The sequence below is a fragment of the Sporomusa sp. 246TCP1 genome (assembly GCF_057319775.1).
In genome coordinates, this window is sequence record NZ_CM170492.1 from 547,725 (window position 1) to 572,883 (window position 25,159).

The 25,159-nt window shown below is 43.7% G+C and carries 21 protein-coding genes; 17 read left to right on the forward strand and 4 right to left on the reverse strand.

Features of this window, described 5'->3' with window-relative positions:
• Positions 1-85 precede the first annotated feature (85 nt).
• From AC1ECB_RS02690 to AC1ECB_RS02730, 9 genes are all read left to right on the forward strand, one after another.
• The gene (locus AC1ECB_RS02690) at positions 86-214 is read left to right on the forward strand and encodes a hypothetical protein (RefSeq protein WP_021166997.1); all 129 of its coding nucleotides are present in this window, start codon (positions 86-88) and stop codon (positions 212-214) included.
• Complete coding sequence (locus AC1ECB_RS02695) at positions 198-416, forward strand: hypothetical protein (protein ID WP_485667343.1); 219 nt, start codon at positions 198-200, stop codon at positions 414-416. The genes AC1ECB_RS02690 and AC1ECB_RS02695 overlap by 17 nt, the downstream gene beginning before the upstream one ends.
• A gap of 246 nt (positions 417-662) precedes the next feature.
• Positions 663-1,664, forward strand: coding sequence for a biotin synthase BioB (gene bioB / locus AC1ECB_RS02700; RefSeq protein ID WP_485667344.1), 1,002 nt, complete (start codon positions 663-665; stop codon positions 1,662-1,664).
• Positions 1,654-2,151, forward strand: coding sequence for a hypothetical protein (locus tag AC1ECB_RS02705; RefSeq protein ID WP_485667345.1), 498 nt, complete (start codon positions 1,654-1,656; stop codon positions 2,149-2,151). Before bioB ends, AC1ECB_RS02705 begins: the two co-directional genes overlap by 11 nt.
• On the forward strand, positions 2,135-2,920 hold the full coding sequence (locus AC1ECB_RS02710) for a 6-carboxyhexanoate--CoA ligase (protein ID WP_485667346.1): 786 nt from the start codon (positions 2,135-2,137) through the stop codon (positions 2,918-2,920). The genes AC1ECB_RS02705 and AC1ECB_RS02710 overlap by 17 nt, the downstream gene beginning before the upstream one ends.
• On the forward strand, positions 2,904-4,076 hold the full coding sequence (gene bioF / locus AC1ECB_RS02715; RefSeq protein WP_485667347.1) for an 8-amino-7-oxononanoate synthase: 1,173 nt from the start codon (positions 2,904-2,906) through the stop codon (positions 4,074-4,076). Before AC1ECB_RS02710 ends, bioF begins: the two co-directional genes overlap by 17 nt.
• Positions 4,077-4,080: 4 nt before the next feature.
• A complete protein-coding gene (bioD, locus tag AC1ECB_RS02720) occupies positions 4,081-4,845 on the forward strand; it encodes a dethiobiotin synthase (RefSeq protein WP_485667348.1) in 765 nt (254 codons plus the stop codon).
• Positions 4,820-6,202 carry an adenosylmethionine--8-amino-7-oxononanoate transaminase gene (gene bioA / locus AC1ECB_RS02725; RefSeq protein WP_485667349.1) on the forward strand — a complete coding sequence of 461 codons (1,383 nt, stop codon included), beginning with the start codon at positions 4,820-4,822 and terminating at the stop codon, positions 6,200-6,202. The genes bioD and bioA overlap by 26 nt, the downstream gene beginning before the upstream one ends.
• A 127-nt stretch (positions 6,203-6,329) precedes the next feature.
• Positions 6,330-7,490: an HD-GYP domain-containing protein gene (locus AC1ECB_RS02730; RefSeq protein ID WP_485667350.1), complete on the forward strand. Its 1,161-nt coding sequence runs from the start codon at positions 6,330-6,332 to the stop codon at positions 7,488-7,490.
• 161 nt (positions 7,491-7,651) lie between these two features.
• Here the strand turns inward: AC1ECB_RS02730 and AC1ECB_RS02735 are convergent, their stop codons facing one another.
• Positions 7,652-8,557: an RluA family pseudouridine synthase gene (locus AC1ECB_RS02735; protein WP_485667351.1), complete on the reverse strand. Its 906-nt coding sequence runs from the start codon at positions 8,555-8,557 to the stop codon at positions 7,652-7,654.
• A 155-nt stretch (positions 8,558-8,712) separates the two neighbouring features.
• On the opposite strand from AC1ECB_RS02735, the gene mutY reads away from it, so the two are divergent.
• Positions 8,713-9,765, forward strand: a complete 1,053-nt coding sequence (gene mutY, locus AC1ECB_RS02740; protein WP_485667352.1) for an A/G-specific adenine glycosylase — start codon at positions 8,713-8,715, stop codon at positions 9,763-9,765.
• A 183-nt stretch (positions 9,766-9,948) separates the two neighbouring features.
• Here mutY and AC1ECB_RS02745 read toward each other — a convergent pair whose 3' ends face one another.
• The gene (locus tag AC1ECB_RS02745) at positions 9,949-11,604 is read right to left on the reverse strand and encodes an L-lactate permease (protein ID WP_485667353.1); all 1,656 of its coding nucleotides are present in this window, start codon (positions 11,602-11,604) and stop codon (positions 9,949-9,951) included.
• A 567-nt stretch (positions 11,605-12,171) separates the two neighbouring features.
• On the opposite strand from AC1ECB_RS02745, the gene AC1ECB_RS02750 reads away from it, so the two are divergent.
• The 3 genes from AC1ECB_RS02750 to AC1ECB_RS02760 all read left to right on the forward strand — a co-directional run bounded on the left by AC1ECB_RS02750 (position 12,172) and on the right by AC1ECB_RS02760 (position 15,741).
• Complete coding sequence (locus tag AC1ECB_RS02750; protein WP_485667354.1) at positions 12,172-12,828, forward strand: response regulator; 657 nt, start codon at positions 12,172-12,174, stop codon at positions 12,826-12,828.
• Between the two features lie 223 nt (positions 12,829-13,051).
• The gene (locus AC1ECB_RS02755) at positions 13,052-14,434 is read left to right on the forward strand and encodes an FAD-binding oxidoreductase (RefSeq protein ID WP_485667355.1); all 1,383 of its coding nucleotides are present in this window, start codon (positions 13,052-13,054) and stop codon (positions 14,432-14,434) included.
• A 2-nt stretch (positions 14,435-14,436) separates the two neighbouring features.
• On the forward strand, positions 14,437-15,741 hold the full coding sequence (locus AC1ECB_RS02760) for a (Fe-S)-binding protein (RefSeq protein ID WP_485667356.1): 1,305 nt from the start codon (positions 14,437-14,439) through the stop codon (positions 15,739-15,741).
• Here AC1ECB_RS02760 and AC1ECB_RS02765 read toward each other — a convergent pair.
• Positions 15,731-16,831: a sugar diacid recognition domain-containing protein gene (locus AC1ECB_RS02765; RefSeq protein WP_485667357.1), complete on the reverse strand. Its 1,101-nt coding sequence runs from the start codon at positions 16,829-16,831 to the stop codon at positions 15,731-15,733. The genes AC1ECB_RS02760 and AC1ECB_RS02765 overlap by 11 nt on opposite strands.
• 422 nt (positions 16,832-17,253) lie before the next feature.
• Between AC1ECB_RS02765 and nifJ the strand changes: the two genes are divergently transcribed.
• On the forward strand, positions 17,254-20,757 hold the full coding sequence (gene nifJ, locus AC1ECB_RS02770; protein ID WP_485667358.1) for a pyruvate:ferredoxin (flavodoxin) oxidoreductase: 3,504 nt from the start codon (positions 17,254-17,256) through the stop codon (positions 20,755-20,757).
• A 289-nt stretch (positions 20,758-21,046) separates the two neighbouring features.
• Here the strand turns inward: nifJ and AC1ECB_RS02775 are convergent, their stop codons facing one another.
• Positions 21,047-21,778, reverse strand: a complete 732-nt coding sequence (locus AC1ECB_RS02775) for a Rossmann-like domain-containing protein (RefSeq protein WP_485667359.1) — start codon at positions 21,776-21,778, stop codon at positions 21,047-21,049.
• 684 nt (positions 21,779-22,462) lie between these two features.
• Here AC1ECB_RS02775 and modA point away from each other — a divergent pair.
• From modA to AC1ECB_RS02790, 3 genes are read left to right on the forward strand one after another with little or no spacing between them, the layout of a single operon-like run.
• Positions 22,463-23,254 carry a molybdate ABC transporter substrate-binding protein gene (gene modA / locus AC1ECB_RS02780; protein WP_485667360.1) on the forward strand — a complete coding sequence of 264 codons (792 nt, stop codon included), beginning with the start codon at positions 22,463-22,465 and terminating at the stop codon, positions 23,252-23,254.
• A complete protein-coding gene (locus AC1ECB_RS02785) occupies positions 23,235-24,050 on the forward strand; it encodes an ABC transporter permease (RefSeq protein ID WP_485669261.1) in 816 nt (271 codons plus the stop codon). The genes modA and AC1ECB_RS02785 overlap by 20 nt, the downstream gene beginning before the upstream one ends.
• Positions 24,047-25,141 (forward strand): ABC transporter ATP-binding protein, encoded by a 1,095-nt coding sequence (locus AC1ECB_RS02790; RefSeq protein ID WP_485667361.1) that lies wholly within the window; start codon positions 24,047-24,049, stop codon positions 25,139-25,141. The genes AC1ECB_RS02785 and AC1ECB_RS02790 overlap by 4 nt, the downstream gene beginning before the upstream one ends.
• Positions 25,142-25,159 lie beyond the last annotated feature (18 nt).

The following is a 25,159-nucleotide window of genomic DNA, read 5'->3' on the forward strand; positions in this document are numbered from 1 at the left end:
ACCATATACATAAAACCCTGGCCGGATTTTCGGCTGGGGTTTTTAAAATGGTAATAAGGTAAGACTATTGGTGGAGGTGATAAAAATGCCTGTACCTAAAACAGGGGTTGATAAGTTTGGCATTGAGCATGAAGTCAAGAACGAAAAAGGGAATAAGGAATTATCTGATGAAGAGGTACGCAAAAAGGCCATGCATTTTGGGACTAAGGATTAATGTGCTAAAATTGGCTCCCATTAATTTTGCAAATGGCAGGATTGGTACTGATATTTCGGCAAGACCAGTTATTGATGCTGATTTGTTATCCTTTAGTGTGCCGCTTGTCATGTTCAAGGAAATGGAAGCCAATGTGCCAGGCAGCTTCCTGGAGAAACCTGCCTGGCACAAAGTAGCGGCGCGAATTCCTAATAATGAGTGAATTCGTTTCGGCATAGCTGAAACATTTCCGACCAATATGACACGATTCGGTAAGGCCTTAGCTCAAAGCTGGGGCTTTTCTTATCGCAATACTATCCAACTCTTGGTTATTTTTCTGTTTGCATGATAGATAAAACTGTAGTACAATTCTAATTGTTAACCATATAATTTACGAACCGTTAACTGATAAAGTTATTGTTAACTAATAAAATTTAAAACAGTTAACAATAAGCGGGGAGGAGTAGCAGTGACTAACATTGAGTTTATCATGAAAATCGGTACCAAAGTGCTTCTGGGTGGGGAAATAGTAAAGGAAGATACGGCGAAACTAGGAGCAGTTGAGGATAAAGATGTGCCGTTTTTGTTAGCAATGGCTGATAAAATCAGACAGCAGTTTGTGGGGGACGACGTGGACTTGTGCGCTATTGTCAATGGTCGCTCAGGTATGTGTTCTGAAAACTGCCGTTTTTGCGCACAGTCAGTCCATCATCAGGCCAATATTCCAATATATCCGCTTCTTAGTGAAGCAAAGCTTATTGCTGCTGCTAAGCAGGCCGAGGCCGGAGGTGCCTTGCGTTTTAGTATAGTTACCAGCGGTAGAGGTGTAGAGCAGGATCGCGATTTTCCCAAGATGGTTAGTGCGCTAAAGCGCATTAACCAGGAAACTAACCTGAAAGTGTGTGCTTCACTTGGTACATTGACACTGGAACGGGCTAAAGCACTAAAAGACGCCGGAGTTAGTCGTTACCATCATAATGTGGAGAGTAGCCGTAATTTTTATTCTAAGGTATGTACAACTCATACTTATAATGACAGGGCTGCAACTATTGCTATTGCTCATGAAGTGGGGTTGGAGGTATGCTCAGGCGGCATTATCGGTTTGGGTGAAAGCATGGAGGATAGAATAGATATGGCCTTTGAACTTAAGAAGTTTGGTGTTCATTCTGTGCCGCTGAATATATTAAACCCCATTAGAGGGACCGCTTTAGCCGGGCAGCCACCTGTGCCGCCACGTGAAATATTGAAAACCTTTGCACTGTTCCGGTTTATTATGCCTGATAAGGGAATTCGCACCGCAGGCGGGCGGGAAGTTAACCTGCGGGATTTACAGGCCATCAGTTTAATGGGTGGAATTAATGGGATGCTGATTGGTGGTTATCTAACAACAGGCGGCCGCAATTATGAAATGGATGTAGCTATGGTGGAAGACTTGGGGCTTAGTCCCTTAGCGGCAAAAGATGCAAAGTAGAGTTAGCTGGGTAGCTGAAGTTGGTATGTTGGCCGCTTTTATAACAATAACCAGCGCCTTCAAGCTCCCAGGACTGATGCCGGGAACAGAATTTCAATTATCAGCGCCATTGGCTGTAGCTATCTGTGTGGTATTTGGGTTTAGCAAATATATTACGGCAGGTTTGCTGTCCAGTGTGGTGGGCTTAATGCTTGGTACCCAGTCACTGCTAAATGTGTTTATTGCCATGGTATTTCGTGTCATTGTCGGCATGCTGGTGGGCCTATTAGGACGCTCCTGGCCGGTAATTGTGCTGGCTGGACCGATAGGTTCGGCGATTGGCAGACTGGTATTGGGTGGAATTATTGGTAAGGCGGTAATTCCACTTTTGCTGGCAGCTTTTCCAGGAATGATTTATACAGCTTTATTGGCTTATCCTATAACAGCTTTGCTGCAACGGGTGAAAGAACAAAGGGAGAAGGTAATGCGTCATGTTGTACAGCGTTAGAATGCGGGCAGCCCAAGGTGATGCGCATGAGAAGGGCGGCAAGCATATCTCGGGTGCCGAGCGGCTGGTAAGGCAGGAACAACTGCCGGCTGTAGCGGCAGCTATGCTCAGGCGGGCCTTGTTTCATAGTCGGGGAACGGCTGATTTTATCAATCTTACTGTCGAGACAGTACTGAAGGAAAACATACAAGCAGTAACTTGCCTGCCAATTGCAACTGTTGCTGTTCCTAGTGTAGTTGCAGGCCGGGAGGCTGCACAGGTTGAACTGATTAAGGCCGGTGTGGCACCGGCAGCTGTGGCTGCGGGGATAAAAGCCTTAGCAGGATTAAAAGGAAGTCTGAGGGGCGCTATGTTAGTTGATGCTCAAACTGGTGTCAGACTTGATGATAATGGTGAACGGGGAATTCGTGTGTCCCGGATGGATATTGCTGATGAGCAAGCCTATTTATGTTGGCTGAGCCGTCAGGGGCACAGCAATATCCATATTCAGGAGGCAGTAGTGCTGGCTTCTAAGGTTATGTCGGCACCTGGGGTAGCTGCCGAGTTATGCTGGTCAGATGACCCTGAATATGTAACAGGCTATGTAGCCACACCAACGTTGTATACCCGGTTCACGCAGTTGAAGCCTTATGGTAGTCCTATTGGAGGCCGGATTTTTTTCATAAAGGAAAAGACTGACTTGGAGCAACTGGTGCATTATTTGCAATATCAGCCTGTATTTATCAATGTCCCCGCAGAGGAGGCCAATGTTGATGCAATTTTTGACTGATTATTTAGAACAGGCAAAAGCAGGCAATTTGTATCGAAAAACGGTAACCTACAATCCGATTAGTCCGACTTGTGTACAAATGGATGGCCGGCGTTACCTAATGTTGGCTTCTAATAACTACCTGGGTTTGACGCATGACCCGGCAGTACAGCAGGCTGCCATTGATGCGATACGCTTGTATGGAACAGGGTCAGGCGGTGCCAGGTTAACTACCGGAACGTATCTGCTTGTTGATCAACTGGAGCAGGAACTAGCCCGGTTCAAAGAAGCCGAAGCGGCTCTGGTATTTAATACCGGCTATATGGCTAATCTGGGTGTTCTTAGCTCCCTGGCCGAACCCAGGGATATTATTTTTAGCGATGAACTCAATCATGCCAGTATCATTGATGGCTGTCGTCTCTCCCGGGCGCAGACCGCTGTATATCGGCATGCTGATGTGGAGCATTTACACAGATTGCTAAAAAATACAGTATGCCAGGGTAAGAGGCTGATAGTCACCGATGGTGTATTTAGCATGGATGGTGATCTAGCCCCCCTGGGGGAAATTACTCGCTTGGGTGAGATATATGATGCAATTATTGTTGTTGACGATGCTCATTCTACTGGTGTGATTGGGCCAGGCGGCAAAGGGACGGCTGCGCATTTTGGTGTAAGTGATAAAGTGCAGGTGCAGATTGGCACACTGAGTAAAGCGCTTGGTGCAGAAGGTGGTTTTGTCGCCGGGTCAAAGGAGTTAATTGATTACATAAAGAATAAGGCGCGTAGTTTTATTTTTTCAACAGCCTTGGCGCCGGCAACTATTGCTGCGGCATTAGCAGCACTTCGCCAGTTGGTGACCAGACCAGAAATGGTGACAAGGTTAACTGATAATACTCAATATGTAAGAAGGCTGCTACAGGCAGCCAAGCTGCCTGTAGTTAACGGTGTGACGCCAATAATACCGATTATAGCGGGGGCAGAGGAAGATGCCGTTAGGCTGGCTTCTGAGCTTAAGAAGCAGGGCATTATCATTACTGCTATCAGGCCACCGACAGTGCCTGCAGGCACAAGTCGACTACGACTGACTGTTAATGCAGCGCATGAGCGGGATGAATTGGCTTGGGCTGTGGACATAATTACTGCTGCGATTAGTCAGCCTGGAATGAGGGTGAGGTAAAGGAATGCAAAAAGGGTTATTTATTACGGCAACAGACACCGATGTTGGCAAGACGTTGATTAGTGGAGCTATTGTCGCCGCACTCAAGGCAAGGGGTATGAATGTTGGCGTGGTAAAGCCAGTAGCCTCCGGCGGCGTAACTAATATAAATGGGCAGTTGGTATCGGAAGACGCCAGCTTTTTAATGGCAGCTGCCGGGCTTAGTGAAGAATGGCGGCAGGAGGTTAATCCTGTATGTCTGGCTCCGGCGCTGACGCCGGCAGTAGCAGCGACTGTGAGTGGTGTGACGATAAACAGGGCAAAGCTAATTGCTATTTGCCGGAGTATGCTGACCAAAGCGGAGCTAACGCTGGTTGAAGGGGTGGGTGGTATCGCAGCACCTATTTGGGAAGACTATCTTGTTGCCGATATGGTGCTGGAGCTTAAGCTGCCGGCAATCCTTGTTACCAGGGCTAATCTAGGGACAATTAATCATACTGCCCTTACTGCCTCATATGCCCGGCAGCGGAGCATCAAGTTAGGCGGAATTATTATTAACCGCTGGGATGAAGACCAGGTTACCGTATTGGAACGCAGTAATCTGGCTTACATCGAACGGCTCACCGGTTTGCCGGTGTTAGGGCGGTTTCCCTCAGTTGCGGCAGTTGCTGCAGATTCGGCATCACTGGCCCGACTGGGGCAATTGGCAGAACAGCATGTGGCTATTGACGAATTAGTTAGTCTGATGCAAGGAGGAACAAGCTTTGGAGAAAACGGAACAAAAAGATAAGCAGTATGTCTGGCATCCTTTTACTCAAATGCAGGAATGGGCCGCAAGACCGCAAAAGGTTATTGCCGCTGCTGCCGGCATTAAGCTTATTGACACTGAGGGCAACGAGTTTTATGATGGCGTATCATCTTTATGGGTCAATCTTCATGGTCACCGCAAGGCGGCAATTGACCAAGCTATTATTGACCAGCTTGGCAAAGTAGCGCATACGACACTGCTGGGCTTGGCCAACATTCCAGCTGCCGAACTGGCTAAGCAGCTTGTCGATATAGCTCCTGCCGGTCTAAGTAAGGTCTTTTATTCAGATGACGGTTCAACAGCGGTTGAGGTTGCTCTAAAAATGGCTTTCCAATATTGGCAGCAGCAGGGTAAACCGGGTAAACAAAAATTTATCGCCCTAGAGCAGGCCTATCATGGGGACACAGTAGGGGCAGTAAGTGTTGGCGGGATTGATTTATTTCACCGGATATTCAAGCCACTGCTGTTTACCTCGGCCCATATCCCAACTCCATCCTGTTATCACTGCCCGCTGGCGACAGATCCGGTGACTTGTAAAATGCAGTGTGCCACCAGGCTGGAACAGGTACTGGCTGAGCACCATGAGGAGATTGCCGGCTTGATTGTTGAACCGCTGGTGCAGGCGGCGGCAGGCATGCTAATGTCACCTCCCGGCTATCTGGCTAAAATAAGGGAGATTTCCCGGAAATACAACATACTGTTCATCGCTGACGAAGTGGCCACAGGTTTCGGTAGAACGGGAAAAATGTTTGCCTGTGAGCATGAAGGTGTAGCCCCTGATCTGATGGTACTTTCCAAAGGAATAACCGGCGGCTATATGCCGCTGGCAGCGACACTGACCACTGATGAAATATATAATGCTTTCTTAGGTGATTATAGTGATAAAAAAACCTTTTACCATGGTCATTCCTACACTGGTAACCCGCTGGCCTGTGCGGCGGCCTTGGCTAATTTAAAAATATTCCAGGAAGAAAAGGTATTAGAAGGGCTTGTTCCCAAGATAGCAGTCACTACAGCCAAGCTACAAAAAATAGCCAGTCTTGACCATGTGGGTGATGTTCGCCAATGTGGTCTGATTATCGGTATTGAATTGATGCGAGATAAAAACAGCAAGGTTTCGTATTCTTGGGAACAAGCTATGGGTGCTAGTGTATGTCTGCAGGCCCGCAGGAACGGACTCTTGATTCGTCCGATTGGTGATGTGGTTGTCTTCATGCCGCCGCTGGTTAGCTCTGTTGATGAACTTGAACAGATGCTGACAATTATTGAATCTTCAATTAAAGAGATTACGGAAGTAGACATTGCCAATTATGGCCGTATTCAGCCGACTGATTTATAATGTGTTCTTTTTTGTTCTTGTTTAGAAAATTCCGTCATGATATAATCAATAATATAATTAAGTGAGAATATTATGTAACTTAACTCGATAGTATTTGTAGTTGCAATGTTCAAAGGGGAAAAAGCATATGTCTGACAATTATAGTATAGCTAGATATCTTATTTCTCAGCTTCGTCCGGGTTTGCAGCTTGGAGAAACAGTATTAGCTCCTGATGGAAAAGTGTTGCTGTATGCTGGCACAATACTAACAGAAAAGCATATCGAAAAACTAAGTTACTATAATTGCGATGGTGTTCGCGTCAGGCAATTTCAGTCAGGTGTTGGAACGGGTTTCGATACTAATCAACAACGGAAGAGGGGGAACGCTGAACCGGAAGAATTGATTGTTAGTCACGAATATTACGAAGCAGATATGGCTGCAACTGTATCGGAACAGGAAACGGAGTTTGCAAGTATATATGGCAATGTGGTGAAAGATTTAAAAAGATGTTTCACAATTGTTCGCCTGGAAAAGCATTTGGATTGTGAATTGCTGCATTCTATCGTCGATGCTTTACTTACCCTTTCTGAGCGGGGGATTGGCGCTACCGCTTTGCTAAATACTGCAACTCGCTCCGAAGATTATTTATACCATCATTCTATTAATGTTGGTATTTTAGCAAATGTTATTGGAAACTTAAGTGGGGCCTTTAAGCCAAGTCAACAGAGAAACCTAATTTTAGCCGGCATTTTGCACGATATTGGCAAGCTGGAGATACCGGTACATGTTTTATATAAGAAGGGGAGCTTAGATGAAGACGAACTGCATATGGTTCGCCAGCATCCAGCTATTGCCTTTAAGTTTTTTCGTCGCTTCAAAGAGATTCCGGAAAGTGTTCGTTTGGGGGTTCTCCAGCATCATGAACGCGACGATGGTTCTGGTTATCCGCTACAAACCGCTGGTGCTAAGAACCACCCGATTGCCAAAGTACTTGGTATAGCTGATGTTTATGATGCAATGACCTCCAAAAAGGTGTATGGTGAAGAAGTATCGCCATTTGCAGCATTAGATACCATCCAGGCAGACTCTTTTGCGGGCAAATTTTCACCTAAATACTCTACACCCTTTCTTCATGAGTTGTGCCAAACACTGATTGGACGGTATGTAACATTAAATGACGGCAGTACCGGGCAGCTTGTGTTTTGGAATCGCAACGGGAAAGAAACGTGTCTAATTAGGTTTCCTGATGGCCAGGTAGTTGATATTATGAATCAGAATAAACTGAAGGTCGTTAAGTTGGTTTGTTGAGTATGATAATTTTTATAGCATAAAAACACCTCGTACTTTCCTTGGCTGGGATTACTCTATAAATTACTATAAAGGAATAGCAGAATTTTGGCAGTCGGAGATAAAAAAGATAAAAGGCGAAAGCACTATTTGTCTATATTGGGACAAATAGTGCTTTCGCTTTAGTTGAGTTCGTTACTGTCGCTAAAATCTATTATTCGTACCATGTCCGCAGGTAAGGGGGCAGCAACAGTTACTGGCTGTTTATTTTCTAAATGCTCAAAGGTTACTGAAGTGGCATGCAATGCTTGCCTGGATATAAGGGGGGAGCGCAATCCGTACATTTTATCGCCCAGGATGGGGTATCCAAGATGTGCTAAATGTACTCGTATTTGGTGGGTTCGGCCAGTATCCAGCGTAAGCTCAAGCAGCGATGTATCCGAAAAACTGCGGATAGTCTGGTAATGGGTAACCGCTGTCTCGCCTTGCAGGCTGATAGCACGTCGGTTAGGTAAACTTGGGTGTGGGCCGATGGGGGCATCAATGGTTCCAGAGGGCGGTTCAACAAGGCCGCTGGCTAATGCCCAATAGGTGCGCTTTAGGGTTCTGGCTTGCAATTGCTGTTCTAACAAGGATTGACTGCGGGCATCTTTAGCGAAAATTACACAGCCCGATGTTTCCCTGTCCAGACGGTGGACAGCGCGAACCGTGCTTACTACGCCTTGCTCAGCTAAATGATGAGCTAAATGGTTGGCTAAGGTGCCGGTTGTTGTTTGGCCTGTGGGATGGACAAGCTGGAAAGGCGGTTTATTTAAGACAAGCAAATAGGCATCTTCATAAAGAATTTCAATAGTACCTGGCTCAGGCTGAACTCCGTAAGACGCATCTTCCAAAACCAGGACACGTAAACTATCATTTGTTTTGAGCGGTCTTTGCAAAAAAACAGGTTTGCCATTCAAAAAAATACCTTTTTTGCGAGTCAGCTTTTGGATTGTTCGCCCAGATTGATGGAGGATCTGTTTCAAATAGTTTTCGACAGTTAGCCCAGCCTGTTCAGAAGAAATTTTGTGGGTCTGAAAAGATTTCAAAAGGCAGCCTTCTTTCCTGATTGGTCTTACTTTATGAATTTAATATAAATGAAAAATATCGATTTGGCAAATTTTGCGTGAGAAAGAGGCTTTGATTATAGATTATAATAAAGAAGGTTTTAAAATAACTATTTCTAAAGAGGAAGGAAAAAACTATGACATTAGCAGCGCAATTGCTGGATTGGTATCACCAAAGTGCCAGGGAATTGCCTTGGCGTGCAGATAAAGATGCTTATAAGATCTGGGTTTCGGAAATTATGCTGCAGCAAACAAGGGTTGAAGCGGTGAAAAACTATTATACGCGGTGGATAGAACGGTTTCCCACACCGGTGATTTTGGCGGAAGCCTCAGAGCAAGAGGTGCTCAACTATTGGCAGGGGCTAGGCTATTATAGCCGGGCGCGTAACTTGTTAGCCGGTGTCCGGGAAGTATGTGCAGCCTATGGAGGCAGAGTACCAGACGACCAGGCTGCGATCCAGAGTTTGCCGGGAGTGGGTGAATATACGGCGGGTGCGATTGCTAGTATTGCATATAATCGCCCGGCTCCGGCCATCGACGGTAATGTCCTGAGAATTTTTAGCCGTCTGTTTTGTTTGGCTGGTGACATTACCAAGCAGGCAACCAAGCGGGAGGTTAAGCGCCTGGTACTTACGCACATGCCTACTCAATATCCCGGTGACTTTAATCAGGCGTTAATGGATTTAGGTGCCTTAGTGTGTATTCCCCGGAAGCCGCGGTGTGAAAGGTGCCCGTTGACCAATCTGTGCGAAGCTTATATGCGGGAAGTGCAAGATACGCTACCGGTGCGGCCTTCTAAAAAGCTTCCGGAACTGATCAGGCTGGCGGCCGGGTTAGTAGTGAAGAATGCCAGCTATTTGGTGCATCAGCGACCAGCAACAGGAATGTTAGCCAGGATGTGGGAGTTTCCTACCGTGGAACTGGCTGATGGTGAAGGCGCTGTTGAACGTTTGCAGACTGGGCTATTACAGGAGTTCAGGCAGGATATTCGTGTTGGAAAAAGCGTATTTCATTATATACATACTTTTAGTCATCGAAAATGGGATATTTCTTTTTATCAGTGTGAGTGGCTAGCCGGTGATAAGTTACCAACGGCGGCTTGCTGGCTGAGTTCATTAGAATTATCGAGTGTGCCTTGGGCGGGGCCGCATCATAAGGTTGTTCTGGCCTGCAAAAATACTCCCAACTAACATAGGTTGGGAGTATTTTTGCAGGTTATATTTTTATTTTTTTGCCGCACTTTCCTGAGGACTAGCTATTGAGGATTTTTTGTCACTCTTCTTAGGGCCGCGACCAGGTTTCTTATCGCCCATACCCGTCACCTCCAAAATCATTTAGGAAGTAGGATGCCCTCAAAATGGTGAAGTTATTCGCTATGGCAACATCCAATGTAATACAGTTGACTGGAGATAAGTTAGAATGCCTATGATAATAATCATGGCAATACTACTGGGTAACGCGAAACGAAAGATGGTTGATTCTTGTCCTACCAAGCCAGTAGCAGCAGTAGCAACCGAAATACTTTGCGGAGAAATCATCTTACCGCAAACACCGCCAGACGAGTTGGAAGCTACAGTAAGGTTAGGGTCAATACCAATCTGCTGGGCTGCTGTCTTCTGCATTGAGCCGAATAAAGCATTGGCCGAGGTGTCTGAACCGGTAAGAAGCACTCCCAGCCAGCCAAGAAATGGTGCAAAAAATGGGTAAGCTGAGCCGGTGGCAGTAAATGCCAGACCTAATGTTGAACTCATGCCGGAGTAGTTCATAATATAGGCTAAACCAAGAATCATGGCAATGGTGAAAATTGGGTAAATGAGCATTTTAATTGTTTTGAAGAAACAGGAGGCTGCCCGTCCAGGGCCATAGTTAGGGATGATAAACAGCGACAAGATACCAGAAAGGAAGATAGCAGTTCCGGCGGCAGATAGGAAGTTGATGGCATAACTGGCTGCGTACGGAGTATTTTTAGCTACAACTGGAGCCGCTTTAATAACCAGATTGTGCAAGCCGGGCCAAGCAAAGAATGTCAAACCTAAAGACTTTTCCCAACCTACCAGAATGTTCTTAAAGCCGAAAAATTTATCATCAGCCCACATGAAGACCAAGACGGCTAACAAAATGTAAGGACCCCAAGCGCGTAAAACTTCCTTGATCGAGTACTGTAATTGAACTTTTCCGTCAGCGGAGGGTATTTCGTCGGGGAAATGCCAGACTTTAGATGGTTTCCATAGCTTGAGGAAAATCAGCAGGCCAATGATAGTGACAGCGGCAGAGGTTATATCTGGCAAGTAGACGCTGATATAGTTTGAAGTAAAAAACTGGGTACCGGCAAAACAGATACCTGCTACCAGGACTGCCGGTAACACTTCTATAGCTCGTTTCCAGCCGCACATCAACACAACTACCCACAAAGGAACAATAAAAGAGAGGAAAGGTAGTTGTCGACCAATAATTTTGCTCAGGGTCATTGGTTCAATACCGGAAACTTGTCCAAGTACGACTACTGGGATACCGATGGCACCAAAGGCAACTGGAGCGGTATTAGCAACAAGACATATACCGGCTGCGTATACCGGGTTAAAGCCGAGACCTACTAACATGGCAGCCGTGATGGCCACCGGAGTACCGAAACCGGCTGTACCTTCAATAAACGAGCCGAAAGCAAAGGCAATAAAGAGTGCTTGCAACCGGCGGTCATCGGTGATTGAAGCAAGCGAATTCTTGATGATTTCAAATTCACCGGACTCAACCGTCATATTGTAGACCCAGATGGCAGTTATAACAATCCATATTATTGGGAAAATACCTACCAAGGCACCATTAAGAGTAGCACTGAGTGCTCGGGCGGCTGGCATTTTAAAGATAAAAATAGCCGTTAAAATTGCTGAAAATAGACCAAAAAATGCGGCATTATGACCTTTTGAACGCTTGATACCCAGCATGTATAGTAAGATGAATAGCGGGATAGCGGCGATAAGAGCCGAGAGACCGATGTTTCCCAACGGATTATAATCTTGAATCCATGTCATGTACATACACCCCTTTAAATTATTTTGCGTATTAAAATAGTGCTCCCACCGTAAATTGTAGACAGATCCCCCCTTTCAAATTATGATTCACCAATCAACTATTTCCAGATAGTCCTGGAGGCTTGTAGAGTTGCTCATTTCTATCAGTTCATATCCAGTAGTGCAGCAAAGAATGAAAGACTTTGCGAGTGGAAATAATATTGTCAAAAACAGCTAATTTGATCACAATATATGTCTGCAGAATATTGAGAAATGTTAGACTAATCTTTCTAAATTATGCCCGTTATGCATGGTCGTTGTAAATCAGGTATACACAGTAAAAATAACGTAAGAAATATCCTATGAATTTTGTAGGATATTTCTTACAATTAAAGAAAAATTTCACCAAAGGCATGTTATTTTCAGATAGTTTACTATTAATGACAGCATTTTTGCAATTTACCATTTCGGGATTTACTAATTAAGAAAATTGTGATATTTTAAATTATACATGGTATTTTTTGGTGCTGTTACAAAAGTTTGTAACGGCCTGATAACTAACAACGCTTGCATTGTGAGGAGAAAATTATGGAAAAAATTCGTATTGCCATTGCCGATGACCATACTGTTTTACGATCCGGTCTTAAGGCAATGTTAAATTATCATCCCCAGTTTGAAGTCGTAGGTGAGGCCGCCAATGGATTGGAAACTTTAGATATGATGGAAAAGTGCCACCCTAATGTACTTATTCTTGATTTAGCAATGCCGGTGATGGGTGGTGTTGAATGTGTTAAGGAAATTCGCCATCGCGGGATTTTGTGCCGGATATTGGTCTTAACTATGTACGATGATGAGGAGTATGTCAAAGAAGTCATGCGGGCAGGGGCAGATGGATATATATTAAAGAAATCGGCAGACACTGAGCTTATTGAAGGCATTCTCAGGGTTCATTCCGGCAAGAAATTTCTGAATGAAAATCTGTCGGAAAAATTGATGGAAAACCTTTTGCGGGCTTCGGACGAAGGTCCAGACCATCAAGATCCCTATTATCTTCTTAGTAGTCGCGAACGGGAAGTTATCCGATATCTGGCCCGAGGATACACCAATGGTGAAATTGGCGCAAGGCTTTCACTCAGCCCCAAAACGATTGACACCTACCGCTCGCGCATTATGGATAAGCTAAAGGTACGCCGTAAATCGGAGCTTGTGAATTATGCGATAAAGTATAAACTAATTAATACATAAATGCCATTTTGTGTATGTGTGACTTTCTTGTGAAATTTTTTGCAAACTGTAGGAATTTATCCCTCAGCATAGTGGGGATATTCCTACAGTTTTTTTACTGTTTTCGCCTGATTTACAGCAAGGCGGTTTCGAGGCAATAATAATAAACAGATCAGAGTTTTTAGGGATTTCAATATTTTCTGGGATTTCAGTATTTTCGATCTTTAGAAAAAGGGGAGAGATAATGAAAAATCAACTTATCGTTGCTTTTAAAAAAATTGTTGGTGACGAACATGTCCTGACAAACAAGGAAGATCTTTTATGCTATTCATATGATGCAACCCCAGGTTATTCGCATATGCCGGACGTGGTCATATCTCCAGGCAACACAGAGGAGGTTTCCAAAGTGTTGGCTTTGGCCAACAAGGAGAAAATTCCAGTTTACCCCCGCGGCTCAGGTACTAACCTGAGTGCTGGTACTGTTCCCATGAAGGGCGGCATAGTCTTACTTATGACCCGCTTCCGGGACATTATCGAAATTGATGCTGCCAACCTGGTAGCAGTAGCCGAACCTGGAGTAGTGGTCAGCAATTTGAATAAGGCTGTTGAAGAATTTGGTCTTATTTATCCGCCTGATCCTGGCACTGTGGCCACTGCCACCCTTGGTGGGACAGTATCCGAGAATGCTGGGGGGCTGCGCGGTCTCAAGTATGGCGTTTCCAAACACTATGTCATGGGATTGGAAGTTGTTCTTGCCGATGGCAGAGTAATTCACTGCGGTGGTAAAAATGTTAAAGACGTAGCTGGTTATGATCTGACGAAATTGTTTACTGGTGCCGAGGGGACATTGGGGGTTATTACTAAAATTACTGTCAAACTTGTTCCGGCTCCTGAGGCTAAAAAGGCAATGATGGCGATTTTCTCTAAGCTAGAAAATGCCGGCAACGCCATATCAGCGATTATTGCCAGCAAGGTAATCCCGGCTACCCTGGAAATTATGGATAACGCCACTATTCGCACAGTAGAAGACTACGCCCATGTTGGTCTTCCTGTGAAGGCAGAAGCTGTACTGCTTATTGAAGTCGATGGAATTGCCGAAGTAGTGGAAAAGGAAGCTGCAAAAGTTATTGAAGTACTAAAAGCCAATAAAGCTGACGATATTCAGGTTGCCAAGGATGCTGTCCAGCGTGACAGAATCTGGGCTGCCCGTCGTGCTGCTTTGCCAGCATTGGCCAAACTGCGGCCAACTACTTTCGTCGAGGATGCTACTGTTCCCCGCAGCAAAGTGCCTGATATGATTCGGGCGGTAAACAACGCTGCTGTTAAGCATAAGGTAACTATTGGCACCTTCGGTCATGCCGGAGATGGTAATATGCACCCGACAATTGTCTGTGATTTGCGAAACCAAGAAGAAATGATCCGTGTTCACAAGGCCATGGACGATATTTTTGCTGCTGCGATTGCCCTTGGTGGCACATTAAGCGGTGAGCATGGAATCGGTCTTGGTAAGCTTCCATACATGAAAGACCAGTTTGGTGCTGACGGTATGAATGTGATGCAAACCATCAAAAAGGCACTTGATCCCAACTGTATCCTTAATTCAGGAAAACTTGTCGGGGAGTGTTAGAGATGACTGAGGATAAAGAATTGCTGACAGATATTCAAGATGCTATTGCCAATTGCATGAAGTGCGGCAACTGCATGGAAGTGTGTCCCGTCTATAAGGAGCTAAACCTTGAGTCACAAGTAGCCCGGGGAAAATTGGCCCTTATAGAGGCGGTCTTAACAGGTAAGGCTGATATTTCAGATGGTTTTGATAAACGCATGGCAATGTGTTTGTCTTGTAAGGCCTGTGCAGATAAGTGTCCCTGTGGTGTCAAAGCTGACGAATTAATCCTGCGTGGCCGTCAGGCTGCTGTAAAAGCACGCGGTCTGCACCCGATCAAAAAAAATATATTCAAGTTATTATCTAATCGAAAACTATTTGACTTCACTTTGCGTATGGCAGGGCTATTCGGTCCATTACAGATGAAAAAATTACCCAGAAGGATGGCTGTTATAGCTCGCTTTCCAGTACCTGGCCTTGACCGAAAGCGTGTCTTAGCTCCCTTTGCCGCTACGCCGCTCCTGGGGCAGTTTCCTACAACGGTAAAAGTATCTAATCCCAAAATGAAAGTGGCCTTTTTTGCCGGTTGTACCATAAATTATGTCTATACCGATATTGGACAATCTGTTATTAATGTTCTCAAAGCTAATGATGTGGAGGTTATATTGCCTGCATTGCAGCACTGCTGCGGAACACCGGTTTATATGGCAGGTGATGTGGAAATGGCGAGAGCCTTTGCTAAGCATAACATTGAGACTTTCGCGCAAACCGGCGCGGACTATATCGTAGCAGCCTGTGGTTCATGCGCCGAGGCGTTCAAGCTCGAATATCCTGAAATGTTTCATGACGATCCGGCTGTGTATGAACAAGCCAAAAATATAGCGGCTAAAGCCTATGAAATTAGTGAATTTCTTACTGATGTACTTCATTTTCGTACAGACAACCTGGGAGCTGTCAACTCCACCGTAACTGTGCATGATCCCTGCCATATGGCAAGAGGCCTAAAGGTTACCAGGCAGCCACGGGAAATCCTCAAGGCCATCCCCGGCCTAAAACTCGTGGAAATGAAAGAACCGGCCCGTTGTTGTGGGGCCGGTGGTTCGTTCAGTCTGGCGAATTATGAAATTTCACGAAAAATTAATGACCGGAAAATTGCTGATATTAAGACCACTAATGCTGATACCGTTGCCACCAGCTGCGGTTCTTGCCGGATGCATATAACCGATGGCCTGGTACAAAACAGCATGCAACAGGAGTGTTTCCATGTCGTACAATTGCTGGATAAAGCCTATCAAGCTGGTACTAACAAAAAAAGTGTTAGCTATTGATGCTGATGGTATTGTCTCTTGTGTCTTTGAGTGGAATCACAACTGTAACAGTCGTTCCGGCTCCTTCTGATGATTGAATGGTGAACTTACCGGCAAGTAAAGCAACGCGTTCACGCATGCCGTATATACCGAGACTGCTGTTTTCACAGGCTGTTCGCAAGGACTTAGGAGTAAAGCCGATGCCGTCATCAGTGATACTAAAATGGATCTCCAGGCGCGTTTTTTTCAGACCTACCTTAACGTTGGTAGCTTGAGCATGTTTGGCAATATTAGTCAGCGTTTCCTGCAAAATTCGGTATAGCGTAATCTCAATTTCAGGCCTGAACCGTTCGCGCGACAACCCGGAAAAATTGATGTCCGCCGTAATGCCATATTGGCGGGAATAATTTTCGATATAACGTTGGGCTGCGGCAACCAGCCCAAGGTCGTCAAGTAGTGCCGGACGCAACTCTACCGCCAGCCGGTGTGCATTATCTAGTGTTTTGGATACAACATCCCGCATCTCCAGTACGAATTTTTGTTCCTTAGAGCCACAGACCTGCTCAGAAAGTACTCTGAGACCAACGATAATTGAGGTAAGTGACTGGCTAATCTCATCATGCAGTTCGCGGGAAATCTTTTTGCGCTCTTCTTCCTGTACATCGATCATTTTATATAGCAAAATTGACTGCAATTCTTCTTTCTCTTTTAAGGCCTGGACTAACTTTTGCTGGCGGGAATTAGATTCTAAGGTTGCTTGTACAAAGCGAGCCGCCAATCGGGCATAAAGTGCCACTTTTTCCGGCTCACCAGTAACCCCGATAACACCGATGCAACGTCCTTCGACTACAATAGGCACGTCATATCCTCTACGCACATTTTTTAAGAGCTTTTCATCAGTAGAGCTAATCGAAAATTCGCGGATATTACCTGAACTTAACATGTTAGCGGCACCTTCATGCACCTGGGATATGCGCTTTCTGTCAAAAGCCGCAATAATTACGCCGTGGTGGTCACAAATAATTATGTTTTGGTTAAGTTCGGCTGCAATAATGTTTGTAAGCGATTGAGCAAAGGTTGAATCAAGAACATGGTAGTTATCTTTTTTCAATGAGAGAGTTCCTCCTTGTTGATTCCGTGGCGCACCCACCATGCTATAAATCGCAGGATAAAAACTTTATAAAATATAGTTGGTAATGTCTTTTAGGATGAAATGGAGGGGATAAAAATAAAGAAAAATTTCACATAAATAAAGATAACATTAATTTTAAATAATCAGAATACATTGTATCATATTTCAATTATGAAATCAACAAACAATTGCAATTGTGAAACGTTGAAAAACAAAAAAAAATAAGTATTTTTGCACAAAAAATACTTTAAAAGCAGGATTCTGCTTTTTTAAAAAGAATGTATAAAACAGTAATGTTAAGAATTTCAATTTTGCGTGGCTCATTTGTGGTTATTAGGTCATTAAGAACTAGTAATTACTATTTCTAATATATTTTTATATGTAAAGGAAGGGATATCCCGATGGCAAAAATGAAAACAATGGATGGAAATACTGCTGCAGCTCATATTTCTTACGCATTTACTGAAGTCGCCGCTATCTACCCGATTACACCGTCCTCGCCAATGGCTGAGCACGTTGATGAGTGGGTTGCGGAAGGCAGAAAGAATATTTTTGGGCAACCTGTCAAAGTAGTAGAAATGCAATCTGAGGGTGGTGCTGCCGGTGCAGTGCATGGTTCTTTGCAAGCAGGGGCATTGACTACTACCTATACCGCATCCCAGGGCCTACTGCTCATGATTCCTAATATGTACAAAATTGCTGGTGAACTTTTACCTTGTGTATTTCATGTTAGTGCCAGAGCACTTGCAGCAAACTCCTTAAATATCTTTGGTGACCATCAAGACGTTATGGCAGCTCGCGCAACTGGTTTTGCTCTGCTGGCTGAAAGCAGTGTTCAACAGGTTATGGATTTAGGTGCCGTAGCTCATCTGGCAGCAATTAAAGGGAAAGTACCATTTGTTAACTTCTTTGATGGCTTCCGCACCTCTCATGAAGTACAAAAAATTGAGGTAATGGATTATGCCGATTTAGAAAAACTTGTGGATATGGATGCTGTTGCTGCGTTCCGTCGCCACGCACTTAATCCTGACCATCCGGTAGTAAGGGGTACTGCGCAAAACCCGGACATCTACTTCCAGGAAAGGGAAGTAGCAAATAAATACTACCAAAATCTGCCTGCTATTGTCGAAGACTATATGGTGGAAATTAACAAATTGACTGGGCGCGACTATCATCTCTTCAACTACTATGGTGCGCCAGATGCCGACCGCATGATTATTGCTATGGGCTCAGCCTGTGAAGCTATTGAAGAAACGGTTGACTACCTGAATGCGAAAGGCGAAAAAGTCGGTCTGTTGACGGTACACCTGTATCGCCCATTTTCATTGGAGCATTTCTTCAAATATATTCCTAAAACAGTTAAAAAAATTGCTGTGCTTGACCGTACTAAAGAACCTGGTTGTATTGCTGAACCATTATATCTTGATGTTAAGAATGCTTTTTATGGCAAAGAATTCCAGCCAGTTATTGTTGGTGGTCGTTACGGTTTAGGCTCAAAAGACGTGGTTCCGGCACATATTGTTCCTATATTTGAAAACCTTCGTCTTGACAAACCCCAAGATGGCTTTACGGTAAGTATTGTCGATGACGTTACCCATACCTCGTTACCTGTTCTTAGTTATGATATTGACACTACACCTGTAGGCACAACGGCTTGCAAATTCTGGGGCTTAGGCTCTGATGGTACGGTTGGTGCTAATAAAAGTGCTATCAAAATTATCGGCGACCACACCAATATGTATGCCCAAGGCTATTTCTCCTATGATTCCAAGAAGTCTGGCGGCATAACTGTATCTCATTTAAGATTTGGCAAAACTCCGATTAAATCACCATATCTTATTAATAAAGCCAATTTTGTTGCCTGTCATAATCAGTCTTATGTTTATAAATATAATGTACTGGATGGCTTGAAGCCAGGCGGTGTATTCCTCTTAAACTGCATTTGGAGCCAGCAGGAAGTTGATGAGAAATTACCTGCCGCGATGAAACAGTTTATTGCTAAAAATGACATACAGTTCTATACAGTGGATGCTGTTGGTATTGCCCAGAGTATTGGCTTGGGTGGCCGGATTAACATGATTATGCAGTCAGCATTCTTCAAGCTGGCTAATATCATTCCGCTGGAAGATGCTGTTAAGTATCTTAAACAGGCTGTTGTTGATTCTTATGGCAAAAAAGGCCAAAAAATTATTGATATGAATAATGCGGCTATTGATCAAGGTGTTAATGCTATTGTTAAGATTAATGTATCTGCTGCTTGGAAACAAGCTGAGGACGAGGCTGCCGCTGCTTGCGAAGTTCCAGAGTTTATTCAGAAGATCCTTATTCCTATGAACCGTCAGGAAGGGGACAACCTACCTGTCAGTGCCTTTGTGGACATGGCAGACGGCACTTTCCCAACAGGTACTGCAGCTTTTGAAAAACGCGGTATTGCCATTGATGTTCCCGAATGGCAACCAGATAACTGTATCCAATGCAACCAATGTGCCTATGTTTGTCCGCATGCTGCCATTCGCCCTATTTTGGTAAATGAGGAAGAAATCAAAGCAGCTCCGGAAGGCTTTACTGCTAAGAATGGTAAAGGTATAAATGACCTGAACTTCCGGATAGCTGTTTCTCCGCTGGATTGCACCGGTTGCGGCAACTGCGTTCAAGTGTGCCCGGCTAAAGAAAAAGCACTGATCATGAAGCCTCAGGAATCTCAGCATAATCAAATTCCTTTATGGGATTATGCAATGAATGTATCTCCGAAATCCAATCCGATGAATAAACTGACAGTTAAAGGAAGCCAGTTTGAGCAGCCGCTGTTAGAGTACTCTGGTGCTTGTGCTGGTTGTGGTGAAACCCCATATGCTAAGCTTGTTACGCAACTGTTCGGTGATCGTATGATGGTGGCTAACGCTACTGGTTGTTCTTCCATCTGGGGCGCTAGCGCACCTTCAATGCCATACTGCAAAAACCACCGGGGTCATGGCCCGGCCTGGGCGAACTCCTTATTTGAGGACAATGCCGAATATGGTCTGGGTATGTACTTTGGCGCGAAAAAGGTTCGTGATACATTAGCTGCTAAAGTAGAAGAAGCTATCAAGCTTACTAGCAGTGCCGCTCTCAAAGCTGCCATGGAAGATTGGCTGGCTAATAAAGACAATGGCAGTGGTACCCGCGAACGCGCCGATAAGCTTATTGGTTTATTGGTTGCTGAAAAGGGCGATAATGCGCTGTTAAATGATATCTATGATAATCAAGATTTCTTCGTAAAACGCTCGCAGTGGATCTTTGGTGGTGACGGCTGGGCTTATGACATTGGCTTCGGTGGCCTTGATCATGTACTGGCCAGCAACGAAGATGTTAATGTTCTGGTATTTGATACCGAGGTATATTCTAATACTGGTGGGCAAGCCTCTAAATCCACGCCGACTGCAGCTATTGCTAAATTTGCCGCTAGCGGTAAAACTACTAAGAAAAAAGACTTGGGCATGATAGCCATGAGTTATGGCTATGTTTATGTAGCACAAATCTCGATGGGTGCTGATAAAGCCCAAACCCTCAAAGCCATTGCTGAGGCTGAGGCTTATCCTGGTCCGTCTCTCATTATTGCTTATGCACCTTGTATAAACCATGGTATCAATATGAGCAATAGCCAGCTTGAAGCCAAAAAAGCTGTTGAGGCTGGTTACTGGGATATGTATCGCTACAACCCGGCTCTTAAAGAAGCAGGTAAGAATCCGTTTAGCCTGGATTCCAAAGAACCGACAGCTGATTTTAAACAATTCCTCATGGGCGAAGTTCGGTATGCTTCACTCAAAAAGCAATTCCCGGAATTTGCTGAAGCTCTCTTTGAGAAAACAGCCAAAGACGCTGAGGAAAGAAGGAATTCCTATAAGCGTTTGGCCAAGGATATGTAAGCAGCAACAGCCGACAGTTGCTAAGAAGATTCAGCTATAGTTGAAAAGATAGTCAAAAAAGAAAGCACTCTTTGCCTACCTAGGTAGGGCAAGGGTGCTTTCTTTTTCGGGTATGGTACTCGGACATAATAAAACATGAGCTATGCGGGCTTAATTAGGTCTCTGATAGACTAGCTATCAGAGACCTAATATATTGCAATCTCCAATTTGAAAATTAACGGTGAGAATTTGAAATGTGTATAATATGGTTCTAGAAGGTGACAGAGTCAGTTGGATGGCGGGATGTCATTTAGCGGCCACAGAAACAAAATCTTGGCAAATCAAATAATTTTGCTAGTCCCGCTGCCGTTACACCATAATAAATTACGGGTTTTCCTTGCGACAATTCGTGGTAAGTATCGTTTACTAAGACGCTTCCTGTAGATAAAACGATATCTGCCCAACGGGCGTGCTGAGAATTAAGGGCTGCATCCTCGATACGAACACCACAACGGATTTGACCGATATTATCCGGATTTAGGTCAGTGACTTTAAGTTCAAAGGACGCATTGTTTAGTGCTTCAATTAAGGCCGGCTGTAAGCCGACAAAGGCGATTTTGGGTCTCCCATATTTTTTTTCAATATAGGCAGGCAGTTCTTTAGCACAAAGGGCCGGTTCTTTATCTTTGCAGTGGACTGTTGCTTCCATCATCTGCAAACTTCGCATCGCTGCATTTAGAGTTGCAACAAACACTGCACGATGAAAGTTGGTATCAAGTGGCAGTTGTAATACATCTTCAAGAGTACCTTCGAATTTTCCAGGTTGATCAGTGAAGGCTTGTCCTACGCCATCACGCAATCGTGCTTCCATCATGACTTCTTTACCAGTAAGTAGAGGATAATCATCGCGATCCGGTTGCCCAATTGCCTCTTCAGGCGTAAGATTGCGTGCAGATACGATCATAACTTTTTCATTAAATGCCCAATTATGATCTTTAGCTAACTGTGAAAGCTTTGTTTTTGCTTCTTCTAAAAGTGTCATATAAATCTCCTTTTTTGATAGTATATATGCATCACCGAGGTAAGCGAGCAGTCAAGTAGGTTCCATTTGCCTGCAGACATACTTCCAATGCAATTGTGGACTTGATTGTTTGTTAAGTATCAATTAGCTCATTCTTAATCACAAGCGAATGGCCAAGATACAATATTATGAAACATATTTCACAATTAATATATAATATTCAAAGGGGAATGTCAAGAATTTGGCTTGATGTTAGTAAAGTAAATTGGAAAATTTTTAAAGTCGAACTTGTTTTGTTAATTATATTTGTCTTTTTTTCACTAAATGCTATAACAATGAACAAATATAAATAATAATGCGATTAATAGTTTGATATTGTTGACTTATATTTGTCCATGTAATATTATGAGTTTAATGAGGAAATAATGTGGCAAAAAATTTACCGCTAGGTTTAACCAGTTTTAAGGATTTGACAAAAAATGCCGTAAATCTTATGGGATAGCCGATGCTACATCCACGCCTGTTGGCCATGGCATTGAAGTTTTACAGTCAATCGGAATTGGGGATGCTGTATTTAAAAAGAGCGGTTTTGTACCGGTAAATTAGAATTTATGCGATGATATGCCGCTTGATATAACCTGAAGTAACTCATTTTGGACTTGGTGAGCAAGATCTGTATCTATTACATAAGGGGGATATGGGATAATGGATAATAATGTTAAACTAAGAAGTATGATCTTTATTGCAATTCTGTCTGTGAGTCTATTGTTACTTGGAGGTTGCAGCAAAGAAGTCCTGCAAAAGCATGAAGAACCTAAAACGTTGTTAGCTTATGTCGGAGCGAACCTCAAAGATCCGGTTAGCGATCTCGTAGCAACCTATGAGAAAAAAACAGGAGTAAAAGTGGAACTTACGTTTAACAATTCGGGCGCGTTAATGAATCAAATAGACACAACGAAAAAAGGCGATATCTATATGCCAGGTGGAATATCTTTTGTAGAAAAAGCTAAGCAAAAAGGAATTATTGATCAGGTGCTTGGTCCGATTGCTTATCATACTCCGGTGATCATTACACCAAAGGGAAACCCTGGTCAGGTATTGGGGATTGAAGACCTTGCCAAGGAAGGTGTAAAATTAGTGATCCCTGATAAGGATGCTACTGCTATTGGCAGAACAGCATATAAGATTTTCAATAAAACAGGAAAAAGTGCTGAAATAGAAAATAATATTATTGCCAATTTAGAGAGTCCTGCTAAGGTATTGGCTGTAATCACCATGGGGCAAGGAAATGCAGGTATTGTTGAATATAGCAATACCTTTAAAGATAAAGAAAAAATAGAAGTCATTCCAATTGACCCCAAAGTAAATGAAGTGGAGCAGATTCCGGTTGCTTCCTTAGTCTATTCAACCAACAAAGAACTGGCAGCAGATTTTATGCAATACATGAAGGAGAATGGCCCTGCTGTTTTTGAAAAATATGGATTCAAGACCAAATAATCCTAATCAACTGAAAAATACTACTTTTTTTAGTGCGTTGTGGATAGTTTTTGCCTTTATCATCTCGTTTTTCCTGTTACTAATCATTGGATTATTGTCTTATAGTGATATCGGTACACTTTTTAATGTTCTGAATCAACCAGAATTTTACTTTGCTTTACAGTTTACGTTGAAGACATCGTTACTGGCTACAATTTTTGCGACGATTACAGCCTTGCCTTGCGGCTATCTTTTAGCTCGATATAAACTACCCGGCAGTGCCTTGTTGGATACGTTACTGGATATGCCAATTGTTCTTCCTCCCTTGGTCAGCGGGATTGCTTTATTAATTTTCTTTGGTCCGTTTTGGGGGAAGCATCTGGCCCAAGCTGGTATAAATATTGTATTTACTCCGTTAGGAGTTATTGTCGCTCAATGGTTTATTGCAACGCCTTTTGCTATCAAAACCTTTAAGCAGTCGTTTGCTTCTATTGACCAACGGATGGAGAAAGTAGCCCGCACTTTAGGGTTTTCTCCTCCAATGGTTTTTCTCAAGGTTACTTTGCCTTTAGCAAAAAATGGACTTATGAGCGGAATTATGATGGCTTGGTCGCGTGCTATGGGAGAATTCGGAGCCACTGCTATGCTGGCGGGAATCACCCGGATGAAAACGGAAACACTTTCTGTGGCAGTTTTCCTTAATATGTCAATTGGCGATATTAAATTTGCTATTTCAACGGCTATTGTTATGCTCTTTATTGCCCTGGTGCTGCTTATTATTTTAAAAATGGTCCTGCGAAATGAGGTGCAGGTATGAAAACAGCTTTTTTTCAAGTTGAAAAGCTTTACGTCCAGGCTGGGGAGTTTGACTTACAAGATATTTCCTTTTCTTTGCACAGTAAGGAGTATTTAATTATTTTAGGTCCTACTGGCTGCGGAAAAACAATGTTGCTGGAGACTTTGGCAGGATTGCGTAAACCGGTTGGCGGGCAAATATTTTTGGGTAATAATAATATTACCACATGGCCTCCAGAAGCAAGGGGATTGGGATTTGCTTACCAGGATAGCTTACTCTATCCTTTTTTAAATGTAAAAGACAATATTTTATTCGGAGCCAGAGCTCAAAAAAAGCACAGAGAAACAAATACACTAAAAAGACTAGACAAACTAGCGGAAGCAATGGGGATTTCTCATCTTCTGCAGCGGTATCCACGCGACTTAAGCGGGGGAGAAAAACAGCGGGTTTCCCTAGCTAGAGCAATCTTAGTTGATCCGCCTGTTCTTTTGCTAGATGAGCCATTATCTGCGTTGGACCCTCAGACACGCCATTCTATGCGGGAATTGCTGAGAGAAGTACATCGTTCAGAAGGATTGGGAATAATTCATGTGACACATGACTTTAATGAGGCTTTACAGCTTGGAACGCAGGTAATTGTGATGAATAACGGAAAAATAGTGCAGCGGGGAGAACCTTTGACTGTGTTTCAACAGCCCCGTTCGCTTTTTGTAGCTGGTTTTCTCCAAAGTGAAAATATTATCAAAGGAATAATCGAAACTATTAATGGTATATCACGGTTCAGAGATAGGGAAAACGAGTGGTCATTGGGGCCATTGCCTGAGAAGCTGGTCCTGGGCAGAAATCAAAATGATGTCTATGTCATGCTTCATGCCGGACAGATAGAGATAGCTTTGAGCAATATTTTGTCTTTAAACAAACCTAATACATGGGAAGCTAGCATCGAAAAAGTTATGATAAATAGCACGCATGTTGAGTTGATCTGTCGGGGAAGCGGATGTTGGAATGTAGCCGTATCACGGAATGAATGGCAAAAACTTGCTTTAAGAGTAGGGTCAAAGGTGAATTTATCAGTAGATAATAAGCAAATTCATCTGATCTGGAACCATTGACATTTGCCGTTCAGAATA

Bases quoted from the DNA above. Each gene is read 5' to 3' on its own strand.
- AC1ECB_RS02690 (WP_021166997.1), top strand. From the start codon at position 86: ATGCCTGTACCTAAAACAGGGGTTGATAAGTTTGGCATTGAGCATGAA.
- AC1ECB_RS02705 (WP_485667345.1), top strand. From the start codon at position 1,654: ATGCAAAGTAGAGTTAGCTGGGTAGCTGAAGTTGGTATGTTGGCCGCT.
- AC1ECB_RS02710 (WP_485667346.1), top strand. From the start codon at position 2,135: ATGTTGTACAGCGTTAGAATGCGGGCAGCCCAAGGTGATGCGCATGAG.
- bioF (WP_485667347.1), top strand. From the start codon at position 2,904: ATGCAATTTTTGACTGATTATTTAGAACAGGCAAAAGCAGGCAATTTG.
- bioD (WP_485667348.1), top strand. From the start codon at position 4,081: ATGCAAAAAGGGTTATTTATTACGGCAACAGACACCGATGTTGGCAAG.
- AC1ECB_RS02730 (WP_485667350.1), top strand. From the start codon at position 6,330: ATGTCTGACAATTATAGTATAGCTAGATATCTTATTTCTCAGCTTCGT.
- mutY (WP_485667352.1), top strand. From the start codon at position 8,713: ATGACATTAGCAGCGCAATTGCTGGATTGGTATCACCAAAGTGCCAGG.
- AC1ECB_RS02745 (WP_485667353.1), bottom strand. From the start codon at position 11,604: ATGACATGGATTCAAGATTATAATCCGTTGGGAAACATCGGTCTCTCG.
- AC1ECB_RS02750 (WP_485667354.1), top strand. From the start codon at position 12,172: ATGGAAAAAATTCGTATTGCCATTGCCGATGACCATACTGTTTTACGA.
- AC1ECB_RS02755 (WP_485667355.1), top strand. From the start codon at position 13,052: ATGAAAAATCAACTTATCGTTGCTTTTAAAAAAATTGTTGGTGACGAA.
- AC1ECB_RS02760 (WP_485667356.1), top strand. From the start codon at position 14,437: ATGACTGAGGATAAAGAATTGCTGACAGATATTCAAGATGCTATTGCC.
- nifJ (WP_485667358.1), top strand. From the start codon at position 17,254: ATGGCAAAAATGAAAACAATGGATGGAAATACTGCTGCAGCTCATATT.
- AC1ECB_RS02775 (WP_485667359.1), bottom strand. From the start codon at position 21,778: ATGACACTTTTAGAAGAAGCAAAAACAAAGCTTTCACAGTTAGCTAAA.
- modA (WP_485667360.1), top strand. From the start codon at position 22,463: ATGGATAATAATGTTAAACTAAGAAGTATGATCTTTATTGCAATTCTG.
- AC1ECB_RS02785 (WP_485669261.1), top strand. From the start codon at position 23,235: ATGGATTCAAGACCAAATAATCCTAATCAACTGAAAAATACTACTTTT.
- AC1ECB_RS02790 (WP_485667361.1), top strand. From the start codon at position 24,047: ATGAAAACAGCTTTTTTTCAAGTTGAAAAGCTTTACGTCCAGGCTGGG.